The sequence below is a fragment of the Lysinibacillus sp. BSL11 genome, from assembly GCF_052928325.1.
This window is the reverse complement of record NZ_JAVGCX010000011.1, coordinates 117,718-129,372: the sequence shown is the minus strand read 5'-3', so window position 1 is coordinate 129,372 and position 11,655 is coordinate 117,718. Positions and strand designations below refer to the sequence as shown.

The 11,655-nt window shown below is 37.1% G+C and carries 11 protein-coding genes, 1 pseudogene and 1 other annotated feature; of the genes and pseudogenes, 1 reads left to right on the top strand and 11 read right to left on the bottom strand.

What is annotated here, in order from left to right:
* Positions 1 to 36 precede the first annotated feature (36 nt).
* The 4 genes from RCJ95_RS14660 to RCJ95_RS14645 form a co-directional block, all read right to left on the bottom strand.
* Positions 37 to 948 carry an RluA family pseudouridine synthase gene (locus tag RCJ95_RS14660; RefSeq protein WP_004227348.1) on the bottom strand — a complete coding sequence of 304 codons (912 nt, stop codon included), beginning with the start codon at positions 946 to 948 and terminating at the stop codon, positions 37 to 39.
* Positions 945 to 1,424: a signal peptidase II gene (gene lspA / locus RCJ95_RS14655; RefSeq protein ID WP_004227346.1), complete on the bottom strand. Its 480-nt coding sequence runs from the start codon at positions 1,422 to 1,424 to the stop codon at positions 945 to 947. The genes RCJ95_RS14660 and lspA overlap by 4 nt, the downstream gene beginning before the upstream one ends.
* 164 nt (positions 1,425 to 1,588) lie before the next feature.
* Complete coding sequence (locus RCJ95_RS14650; RefSeq protein ID WP_004227344.1) at positions 1,589 to 3,157, bottom strand: sodium/solute symporter; 1,569 nt, start codon at positions 3,155 to 3,157, stop codon at positions 1,589 to 1,591.
* A gap of 24 nt (positions 3,158 to 3,181) precedes the next feature.
* Positions 3,182 to 3,517 carry a hypothetical protein gene (locus RCJ95_RS14645; protein WP_004227342.1) on the bottom strand — a complete coding sequence of 112 codons (336 nt, stop codon included), beginning with the start codon at positions 3,515 to 3,517 and terminating at the stop codon, positions 3,182 to 3,184.
* 202 nt (positions 3,518 to 3,719) lie between these two features.
* Between RCJ95_RS14645 and RCJ95_RS14640 the strand changes: the two genes are divergently transcribed.
* Complete coding sequence (locus RCJ95_RS14640; protein ID WP_221679763.1) at positions 3,720 to 4,925, top strand: AraC family transcriptional regulator; 1,206 nt, start codon at positions 3,720 to 3,722, stop codon at positions 4,923 to 4,925.
* A 99-nt stretch (positions 4,926 to 5,024) separates the two neighbouring features.
* On the opposite strand, the gene ileS is transcribed toward RCJ95_RS14640, so the two are convergent.
* The 7 genes and pseudogenes from ileS to RCJ95_RS14605 all read right to left on the bottom strand — a co-directional run bounded on the left by ileS (position 5,025) and on the right by RCJ95_RS14605 (position 11,652).
* Entirely contained in the window at positions 5,025 to 7,793 is a 2,769-nt protein-coding gene (gene ileS, locus RCJ95_RS14635; protein ID WP_221679761.1) for an isoleucine--tRNA ligase, read from the bottom strand.
* 112 nt (positions 7,794 to 7,905) lie between these two features.
* Positions 7,906 to 8,129, bottom strand: a binding site (T-box leader).
* 96 nt (positions 8,130 to 8,225) lie between these two features.
* A pseudogene (locus tag RCJ95_RS14630) lies at positions 8,226 to 8,749 on the bottom strand (DivIVA domain-containing protein).
* A 95-nt stretch (positions 8,750 to 8,844) separates the two neighbouring features.
* A complete protein-coding gene (locus tag RCJ95_RS14625) occupies positions 8,845 to 9,633 on the bottom strand; it encodes a YlmH family RNA-binding protein (RefSeq protein WP_221679758.1) in 789 nt (262 codons plus the stop codon).
* A 170-nt stretch (positions 9,634 to 9,803) separates the two neighbouring features.
* Positions 9,804 to 10,085, bottom strand: a complete 282-nt coding sequence (locus RCJ95_RS14620; RefSeq protein ID WP_221679756.1) for a YggT family protein — start codon at positions 10,083 to 10,085, stop codon at positions 9,804 to 9,806.
* A gap of 20 nt (positions 10,086 to 10,105) precedes the next feature.
* Positions 10,106 to 10,603: a cell division protein SepF gene (locus tag RCJ95_RS14615; protein WP_004227319.1), complete on the bottom strand. Its 498-nt coding sequence runs from the start codon at positions 10,601 to 10,603 to the stop codon at positions 10,106 to 10,108.
* A complete protein-coding gene (locus RCJ95_RS14610) occupies positions 10,587 to 11,291 on the bottom strand; it encodes a YggS family pyridoxal phosphate-dependent enzyme (protein WP_306829647.1) in 705 nt (234 codons plus the stop codon). The genes RCJ95_RS14615 and RCJ95_RS14610 overlap by 17 nt, the downstream gene beginning before the upstream one ends.
* Positions 11,292 to 11,409: 118 nt before the next feature.
* Complete coding sequence (locus tag RCJ95_RS14605; RefSeq protein WP_225340754.1) at positions 11,410 to 11,652, bottom strand: PRC-barrel domain-containing protein; 243 nt, start codon at positions 11,650 to 11,652, stop codon at positions 11,410 to 11,412.
* Positions 11,653 to 11,655 lie beyond the last annotated feature (3 nt).

Genomic DNA, 11,655 nt, shown 5'->3' with positions numbered 1-11,655 from the left:
TCACTGTCGTTAGTATAGACTTTCTTTTCGTATACGTCAATGCCTATTTCGTAAATCATTTAATAATTGTTCATAATCAGCTGGAAGTGGTGTTTCAAACTCCAAATATTCTCCAGATGAAGGATGATCGAATCCTAAAGTCGCTGCATGTAACACTTGTCCCCCAAAGTCGATTGTCTTTTTCGGGCCATATTTTGGATCTCCAACAAGTGGGAAACCAATATAATTCATATGCACACGAATTTGGTGTGTACGTCCTGTTTCTAAACGACATTCCACGAGCGTATAGTCACCAAAACGTTCAACAACTTGGAAGTGTGTGACAGCATGTTTACCATTATCGACAACTGCCTGTTTTTGGCGATCTTTTTGGTCACGTCCAATTGGTGCATCAATTGTCCCCTTATCATGTGCAATATGCCCGTGGACAAGAGCAATATATTTACGAGTAACTGTTTTATTCACTAATTGATTGACTAATGATTCATGAGCCGTATCATTTTTAGCAACCATCAATAAGCCCGATGTATCTTTGTCGATACGATGGACAATCCCAGGTCGTAGTACACCATTAATCCCCGATAAGTCTTTACAATGATACATTAACCCATTTACTAGTGTACCTCCCATATGGCCCGGTGCTGGATGTACCACCATACCCTTTGGTTTATTCACAACAAGAACATCTGCATCCTCATAAACAATATCTAAATCTAAATTTTCCGGGACAACATCCAATTCTTCCACTTCTGGTACATCAATAGCGATGATGTCACCAGCTTTAACCTTATATTTTGCCTTTACAGCATCACCGTTTACTTTAATGACTCCATCACTAATCCAGTTCCCAATTTGCGTACGTGACCACTCAGATTGTAAGCTGGAAAGTGCTTTATCAATGCGCTCTCCTTGCTGCTGTTCTTCGATTGTATATGTTACTTGCGTCATTGTTTCACCTGTTTCTTCTCTTTTTTATCTTCCATAATTAAGCCAATCATCAGCACGACAACTGCTATTGTTAATGCAGCATCTGCCACATTAAAAATAGGGAAATCATAATTAATAATTGGAATTAAAACATCTACAAAATCGACCACTTCTCCTCTAAATAGACGGTCAATAAAGTTACCTACTGCACCACCAAGCAAGAGCATTAAGCCAACTTGAAAAACAGGCTTTCCCTTTGCTTCTTTATGATAAAAATAGACAATCGCACAGATAACAGCAACTGTGACAATACTAAACAGCCACATTTGCCCCTCTAGCATCCCCCATGCTGCCCCTCTATTTCGATGAGACAAAATACCAAACCATGGGTCCCATACAGCAATGCGTTCAGCATATTCCATATTTTTCACAATCAGCCATTTTGTCCATTGATCCAGTAAAACGACAAAAGCAGCTAATCCATAATATTTATACACAGACATTCCTCCGTTCACTCAACATCTTACCTATTCTACCATAACAGTACCATTCACAATAACTAATATCATATCTAAATATGGCTGATTCTAAATCTCTCCAAGAAATATAAAAAGGCTATCCCTATTACGTTTAAGCAATAGAAATAGCCATAACTTATTGATTAGACAGTTTCAGATTCTTTTGAATGTACTCGCTTCATGAAGTCATTAACATCTGCAGGAACTTTGCGATCTATTAATGACACGATAATAACAGATAAGAAGCCCACAGGCACTGTCACAATACCTGGAATTTTAAACTGCAAGAAGCTTGGTAATGTTCCTGGTAAAAAGATCATCCACATAGACACGCCAAGTCCTATTAATAATCCTGCAATGGCTCCTTTTTCTGTCATGCCTCTCCACCAAATACCTAAAATGAATATTGGTGTAAATGTACTTGCAGCGACAGTAAAAGCGAGCGCCACTAAATGGCCAATGGATGCATCCTTTACAAGTAAACCCAATGCTCCATATAAAATACCTAATAATACAATAGCCACTTTCCCAGCAATCACTCGTTGTTTTTGTGTAATATCCTTTTTCATGATATTGGCATATAAATCATGAGCTAGTGCACCTGAGCTTGTAATAAACAACCCTGAAAGATTGGAGAAGATCGCTGCAAATGCTCCCGCTATAACTAATCCTAGTAGCCATTTGCCCCCTAGTGCAAGGGCTGTAGTAGGAATAACCATATTATTACCACCTAGCACTAAATCACGCATAACTTCCTCACTAGCTGTCCCGGAAATGAAAATAGATCGACCTACAACACCTAAATAAACAGCTAACAAGAAGAACGCACTTGCAATCCCAATGGCCATGAGTGCAGATTTACGGGCTGCTTTAGCACTTGGATTTGTATAAAAGCGCAATAATATATGTGGAAGTCCAATTGTTCCTAGCGCTAACCCAATCGTCATACTAATTGTTTGCCAGAACGTGGGGAAATAGAAGCCCGTGCCTGTCCAAGCAGCACCATCAAAATTGATATCATTGCCATCTAAAGCATATGGTGAAGTGCCTGTGATTGGACCACTAAATGAATGGATGGCTGCTAAAATTTTATCATAATGTAAACCGCCATAAACTGCTGCAATTAACATCACGATAAACGCACCAAGACGAATCCACAACTCTAATGCTTGGTTGATGGTTGTTCCTTTCATACCACCAATACCTACATAAAAAATCATAACAACACAAGTAAATATAATGCCGAATTCATAAGAAGTACCGAAAAACATACTTAAAATTTGTGCAGCACCTAATAATTGGGGAGCTGCATAAAATCCAGAAATTGCTAAAACCACCGCTACCGCTACAAGTCGTGCTCGTCTACTATGAAAACGATAACCTAAAAAATCTGCAACGGTAAATGCACCAAAGCGTCTTAAAGGACCTGCCACAAAAATCGCTAATAATGTTAACCCAATGGAGAAGCAAAAAGCATAATAAGCACCATCATATCCAAGTTGAAATGTTAACCCTGCGATGCCTAGGAATGTTGCTGCACTTAAGTAATCCCCACCAATGGCAGAACCATTTGTAAACCATCCGAAACTTCGGCCACCTACAAAGAAATCCGATGCTGTTGCATTTCTTTTTGTTAAATACGTAATGTATACAATTGTTCCCATTAAAGCAATGGTCATTAACATCTTTGGTTCTAATAGAGCTTCCATCATTCAACATTTCCCCCTTTATTCCAACTACTTATTTGCTATATCGTATTTTTTTAGACGTTTCTCGTACATGGCCGTATGAACATATGCAATAATAAATGCCATAGCCATCATTACAATCGTTGTCACAAACCATGTAACTGTCATACCACCCCACATCTTCTTAAACGCAAATGCTGGCGCAAACCAATTCATAACAGGGATACTAAAAATCAAAATAAAGTAAAATATCGATAAACCTAAACCTGTTGTAAATTCATCTTTCATAATTTTGTTTGTTGTTGCATCTAAAGGTGGTAGATCTTTCACATCAATTGTTCCTGCTTCTACATAGTCATAATCATGACTGCCTACTTCTGCCATAAGCTAACTCCCCCTTTTCTGATAAATGAATAATTGTCTGAAATTTCAAATTATTATTCACTACAATTATTCTATTCTATTTCCACTTCAATATAGATATAAAATATTGCTGTATTAGTACAAAAAATTGCTATTTTAAGTTAAAATATTTTTATCTTTTTATTCGTAGGGGGCTGATAGCATTTTAAAGGTGGTATGGTATATGGAAAGCTCATTTGACAAGCAGCAAATGAGTGAATGGTTAAAAGGGGTTTTACCAAACGCTTTAGAGGAATGCAAAGTGCCAAAGCCAGAAGATGAGGTCATTATTGTCTATGAAGTCAATCGGTTATTTGATTGGGTAAAGATTAATCGATTAAAAAGAAATTATCCTAATAGTATTATTGTCCCGTTTGTTACAGAACACCTTACCTACTCGACTGGTATAGCAATTGAATTAGCTTTACCTGCACTTCTCATAAAACCATTACAAAAATCAAAATTTTTACGAATCGTAAAAAAGCTGTATACGTCCTATCAGGAAAAAAAGGCGAGTACACTTACAATGCTTGAGCTATCACAACAAGTATCCCAACAACATACCTCTCCATTTAGGGAAGCATTTTTAAAACGCCTGATCCGTGGAGAAATTGACAATGAACAAGAAATAATACAATCTGCTTCATTTTTATCTACAAGCTGTATACCTAATATTGTATTTTTAATTCAAGGCTATATTGATGGGGCTAATAAGAAAGCTGTCCCACAGGATGCAAGTAGTAGTATTACAACTGTTTTTCGTCAGCACTTTGCTGAGAAAGCCTCATTATCCTTTTTACATTTTGAACGCTATTTATTACTTCTTATGCGAATTCCTAGTGAGTACAACTCTTTCAAACATTGGACTGAGGGTGAAGCCTGTTTATTAGAGGTTATCGAGACCCTAAAAAGGGATTGTTCTATTCATCTTTTTATGGGGGTTGGGGGTGTATTTCAGGATGCTATGCAAGTGAAGGAATCCTATAGCCAGGCTAGAAAAGCCCGTAGAAAACCACCTATCCATAATATACACATCAGATATTACGAAGATTTAACAAAGCATGAGCAGCTTCAAAAAGCTATTCAGTATATTGAAGAACATTACGACGAACAACTGACCATTCGTGATGTTGCAAAATATATTAACTTTAGCCCAACTCATTTTAGTAGACTATTTAAAAAAGAAACAGGTCGCAATTTTGTTGACTATGTTGCTTATACACGCATTATCAAAACCTTACCTTTTTTACGTAAGTACGACTACACCATAGAAAAAATCTCCTCCATCTGTGGCTTCAATACACCAAATTACTATAGTTTAACATTTAAAAAATATGTAGGTATCTCTCCAACAGACTATCGCAATACGACAGAAATTTTATTTAAATAATAGAAAAGAATCTGCAAAACTTCCATGAAAAAAGCAAGCCTCCATCAAGGAGACTTGCACATCCTCTACATTAAAATGCAGATTCTTGTTATTTATAGATTAAACGTAATACTTTTCTACAACCTCTGCACAGCGAGCACATACTGTAGGTTGTGCTTCATTTGAACCAACTGTTTCAGAAATTGACCAGCAACGCTCACATTTCTCACCTGTAGCTTTCTCAACAACAATGGAAACATGCTCAAGTGTTAAAGCTTCAGCAGGTGCCTCTTCGATGGTAGCTACCTCAAAAGCTGAAACGATGGAAAGTTGTGCAAAATCAATGTTGGCATCTTTCAATAATACGACAACATCTTCTTTCGCATAGACAGTGACTTTTGCTTCAAGTGATTTACCAATTGTTTTCGCATTACGTGATTCCTCTAATGCTTTTAAAATATCATCGCGTACATCAATAATTTTTTCCCATTTTGTACGTAGGCTGTCAAAATTCGCTTGATCATCTACCTCTGGGAAATCTGTTAATTGCACAGAAACTTCTTCTACAATACCTTGAGCATGTAGATAAGACCACATTTCATCCGTTGTATGTGGGATAATTGGTGTCATGATTTTTACCAATGTCATCAATGTATCATAAATAACTGTTTGCATCGCACGACGATCCTTATTGTCATGACCCTCGATATAGACTACATCTTTGGCAATATCAAGATAGAATGAAGATAACTCTACAGCAACAAAATTATTGACTACATGATAGACAGCAGCAAAATCATAGCGATCATAGGCAGCACGCACAGTTTTTAAGACATCCTGTAAGCGCATAAACACATATTGATCCATTTCACGAAGCTCAGCATAACTTACACGATCTTTCTTAGGATCGAAATCAGCAATATTGCCGTGTAAGAAACGGAAAGTATTACGAATTTTACGATACACTTCAGATACTTGCTTTAACATATCCATAGAGATGCGCACATCTGCTGTATAGTCAACAGAAGCAACCCATAAACGAAGTATGTCTGCTCCATACTGATCCATTACTTTTTGTGGAATAATCACATTCCCTAAAGATTTACTCATTTTACGTCCTTCACCATCAAGAACAAAACCATGTGTTAAAAGTCCTTTGTATGGTGCATAGCCGTTAATAGCTACAGATGTAATAAGAGATGAATTAAACCAACCACGATGTTGGTCAGAGCCCTCTAAATAGAGATCAGCTGGATATTTCATACCACGCTCTACTAGTACACCTTGGTGTGATGAACCGGAATCAAACCATACATCCATAATATCATTTTCTTTTGTAAATTCGCCGTTCGGGCTACCTGGATGTGTAAAGCCTTCTGGTAATAACTCTTTTGCTGTTTTTTGGAACCAAATATTTGATCCATTCTCACGGAATAATGCTGAGACATGACTAATTGTTTCAGGCGTAATAATAGGTTCACCATTTTCAGCATAGAAAATCGGAATCGGCACACCCCACGCACGTTGACGTGAAATTACCCAGTCTCCACGATCACGAATCATATTATAAAGACGAGTTTCTCCCCAAGCTGGTGTAAATGCTGTTGCTTTTACAGCCTCTAATAACTCCCCACGGAATGCTTCAACAGATGCAAACCATTGTGGTGTCGCACGGTAAATAACAGGCTTTTTCGTACGCCAGTCATGCGGATAGGAGTGCGTAAAGAAATCAAGCTTTTCTAAAGCTCCTACTTCTTTTAGTTTTTCTGTAACAAGTTTATTTGCATCATTATAAAACACGCCTTCAAAGCCAGGTGCTTCATCTGTATAACAGCCACTATTATCAAGAGGGCTAAGAATACCTAAACCATACTGTTTACCAATATGATAATCGTCTTCACCGTGCCCTGGTGCTGTATGAACACAACCTGTACCCGCTTCAGCAGTTACGTGTTCACCTACCATGATAAGCGATTCACGATCATAGAATGGATGTTGTGCTACAATACGATCTAATGCCTCACCTTTTACTTCTTGTACAACCTCATAGTCTTCCCATCCAAGCGTAGTTGCTACTGACTCTAATAACTCTTTGGCAATGATGAATTTTTTAGTAGCCACAGCAACTACTACATAGATAAATTCAGGATTCAAAGAAATCCCTAAGTTTGCTGGTAATGTCCATGGTGTTGTTGTCCAAATGATAAATTTAGCATCTGCTGGAACAATGCCCTTCGCATCCTTGATAGCAAAGCTTACATAAATGGATGGGGATTTGATGTCCTTATATTCAATTTCAGCTTCCGCCAAAGCAGATTCAGAAGATGGAGACCAATAAACCGGTTTTAACCCTTTATAGATATATCCTTTTTCCGCCATTTTACCGAATACTTCAATTTGACGTGCTTCAAACTCAGGCTTTAACGTAATATATGGATTTTCCCAATCACCTCGAATGCCTAGACGGCGGAATTGGGCACGTTGATTGTCAATTTGCTCATAAGCATACTCTTCACAAAGCTGGCGGAATGCTGCTACTGACATTTCTTTACGTTTTACACCTTTGTTAGTCAATGCTTGCTCAATTGGTAAACCATGTGTATCCCAACCTGGAATATAATTGACATGGTAGCCAGTCATTGAACGATGACGTGTAATCATATCCTTCAATACTTTATTTAGAGCATGGCCGATATGGATATCACCATTTGCATAGGGAGGACCATCATGTAGAACATATTCTGGTCGACCTTCCGTACGTTCCATCTGTAATTTGTTAATATCCATGCCATTCCATTTTTCTTGCATTTTTGGCTCATTCGCCGGTAAATTTCCACGCATTGGGAAATCTGTTTTTGGCATTAATAAAGTATCTTTGTATTCAACCATTAAAATTCCTCCTTTATTTTACACAAACAGGTAGACATTATTCTCATAAGACAGTTATTGGCAAAATTATCTAAAACGATTCGGAAACAAACAAAAAAAGCCCTCAATCCCACTAAGGGACGAGAAGCTTCTACTCGCGGTACCACCCTAATTGTAGTACAAAAAATTGCACTACCTCTTAAAAGCACGTTTAACGTCGTGCATCACGAAATAACCTACTTTTTTCAGTTATTTAGCTCAGAAGTGATGTTCAATGCTAGTTGTATGTTTGGGCTCTCACTGTCCCCAAATCGCTTAACAACGCCTAACAAATACTGTCTTCGTCTCTGCTTTTATGCATATCTGTTCAAAATAATTACTATTACAAAGTATATGAAATTCAAACAATCGCGTCAAGTTTCATTTGTCAATTGTAACAATTAAAAAGAAAAGTTAAATATCCTCAGAATCCTGTGCTTCATCAACAGATGCTTGAATTTCTGTTAAATCAATATCATATTGCAGCAAATGATCCCAGTCATCTGCATTAAGTAAATCCAACTGTGCTTCTACGAGCATCTTGAAACGATTACGAAATACCTTAGATTGCTTTTTAAGCTCATCAATTTCAATCGTCACCTTACGAGCCTTCGTCAACGCTTCATTGACAATTCGATCAGCATTTTTTTCAGCTTCTTTTACGATGAGCTTTGCTTCTTTTTGAGAATTTCTTCTCACTTCATCAGCCGCTTCTTGTGCAACGACAATAGATTTCTGCAAAGTTTCTTCTAAGGAGTTGAAATGTCTCGCTTGTTCTAAAGCCATCTCTAATTGCTTATCAACCTCTTTTTTTCACGAAGCAGAATTTCATAGTCTTTAATAATCTGATCTAAAAATTCATTTACTTCATCTTCAGCATAGCCTCTGAAGGCTTTTGTAAACTCCTTATTATGTATATCAATAGGTGATAATGGCATACAATCCTTCTCTCCTTTACATGTACATTCGTAATTCCTATTATACAATTGTTCCGACAACTTAGCAGTAAAAATTAATGAAATTTACTTCACTTTCAGCTTTTTTGGGCCAATCGACCGACTTGAAGACGGATTTTATCTTTTTTAGTTCGGCCTTCAGTCATAATAATTTTCACCCGACCACTTCCACGTATCGATAAAATATCTCCTTCTTGTAATTCAAAAGCAACTGTATCTCTTTCTGTCCAATTTACACGAACCTTTTTCCCAGTAATTAAAGTTTGCGCTTTTTGGCGTGATACATTTAATACAGTTGCAATAATTACATCTAAGCGCATGGAAGATACTGTATGGGATTCCTCCAACCATTCTTCCTCATTTACAATAAGGGAATCCGCTTCTTTTAAAGACTCAATATGCACCTTAACTTTACCAATACCTGTTAAATGTAACCGAACATATTCTGCTACCTCTTGAGCTACAACGAATTGCACCTGCTGATCATTTACACGAATATCACCAAATTTGCCACGGTTTAAGCCTAATGAAAGCAACGCACCTAAAACATCAGGATGTCGTAATTGGACAAATTTCACTGGATATTGAATCGTAAATGCCACTAACTGAAAGTCTTCTTCTATCGCTTCATAATAAGAAGGAAAAATAAGCATACGCTGCCTCTCTGCCTCTTCAAATAAACCTGTGCATGCAGTTTGTAGGGTATCATCTTGCCCGATAATCGATGTCACAATAAAACGCTGTCTTGGATCAAGAAAATCTGTCAGCTTAGGCGCATAACGATCTTCAACCTCACGCTGCCAGCTTATTACCTGTTCAATAAAGGGCTGTTCATCTTTTCGAAAATGCTGGATTAAGTGTTCCATCTTGTTGTCTCCTCTTTCACTAGTTCCATTTTGCTTTGTTAGTTGGAAACTTAGTATTCCCAATTAATGACGTTTGGACGTCATTGTTTTAAAATTTTTTATTAGTCGCTTTAGTAGCGGAGAAAATTAAAATAAATAAAAAATCCCCACCAAAACGTGAGGATTTATTTCTAAGCGAACATAAAATATAATTTCTGAATGACTATATAAAGCCCTCTTTCTATAAAATTCAGCATAAAGATGGCCACAATTGGGGAAATATCAATCATACCAAGAGGAGGAATGAATTTCCTAAAAATCCCTAAATATGGCTCACAAACTTTTTCAAGCATGCGACCAATGGCTGAATTTTGAGCGGCAGGCACCCAAGACATTAAGATATATGCAATTAGCATGAATGAATAAATCTTAAATGCTAATGATACATAACCAAGTATAATAAAAAAAGTCATATAAACTACAATCCTCGCTATTAATTATCGTCTAAAATAAAGTTTGTAATTTCACCAGTCACTTCTACATTATCTGGCGTACAAAGGAAGATATCTTTACCGATACGTTGAATATCTCCAGCAAGAGCATAGACTGTGCCACTTAAAAAATCAATAATGCGTTTACCTTGTTCTCTTTCGATACGTTGCAAATTGACAATTGTTGCACGTTTATTTTTTAAATGCTCTGCGATATCTTGTGCTTCTGCATAAACTCTCGGCTCTATTAAAACAACTTTTGCTCCCTTAGAACTCATAGCTGCCTGCAAACTGACTATGTTATTAGGAGTTGCTGTGCTTTGTGGCATGATTTCATGAATAGGTGCTTTGCGTTCTTTCATCATTTTTTTTGGCTTAACTGAATGAATCGGTTGCTGTTGTTGTATGGGTTGTTGTTGCTGAATAGGAGCTTGCGTGATTTCTTCTTCTAATTCTTCTTCAAGGTAAAAGAAGTTTTTAATCTTATTTTTCATGCTCATCCTGTTCCCCTCTTTCATTTCCAACAAGAGCCGTTCCGACTCGAACAAAAGTAGCCCCTTCCTCTACCGCAATTTCAAAGTCATTAGACATGCCCATTGATAACTCGGTACAAGGTGCGTGTGCGAATCCTTGCTCGGCTATTTGCTGTTGACATTGTTTTAATTGCTTGAAAACAGAGCGAATAATTGCTTCGTTTTCGGTGTTTGGTGCCATAGTCATTAAACCTACAACTTGAATCTTCGTAAAACCTTTTAATGCTTCTACAAAAGGCAAGACTTCTTCGATGGTTAAACCATGTTTTGATTCTTCACCAGAAACATTTACTTGTACAAAACATTTAACAGGTTGTTCTGCTCTTTTTTCAATTTCTTCTGCTAAACTCAAACGATCTAGGGAGTGTAAATAATCAATGCTGTTAATCACTTGTTTTACTTTACGTGTTTGAAGCGACCCAATGTAATGCCAATGAACATCAGCATGAATCTCAGTAATTTTACGATGTAAGCCCTCAGGTCTGTTTTCTCCTAAATGAGTGAGCCCTGCTTCAATTGCTTCTTGTGTTCTTTCAACAGAAACTTCCTTCGTCACGGCAATTATTTGGACTTTTTCGCCCTCACGATTCCCTTTTTTTTCTGCTGCTGTTATTAAATCATTTAGTTTGTTTAAATTTGTTAAGATTTTTGTCACTGTTTTTCCCAACTTTACAACAATAGTTTCTTTTATTGTAACAAGCAATGCTTGATTTATCAATGAATAGCCTGACCTATGTCAGCATACAATTTCACAATTTTAATGAGCTGATGTCTTAAGAAAGGGCTTTGACTAAAATGACATCCTTACCAACAACAAGCACATCCTTCATATACACTTTTCTCACAGACTCTTCACCTTTAAAAAAACCAAGATATTTGCGAGGCTCTGCAATCAAAAATGCTGTCACATAGCCTGTTTCTTTTGATACTTCAGCATCTATTACAAAGCCTATAAATCGTCCATTTCCTGCTTCTATGACTTCTTTTTGTTGTAACATCGAAAAACGCAATGACATACC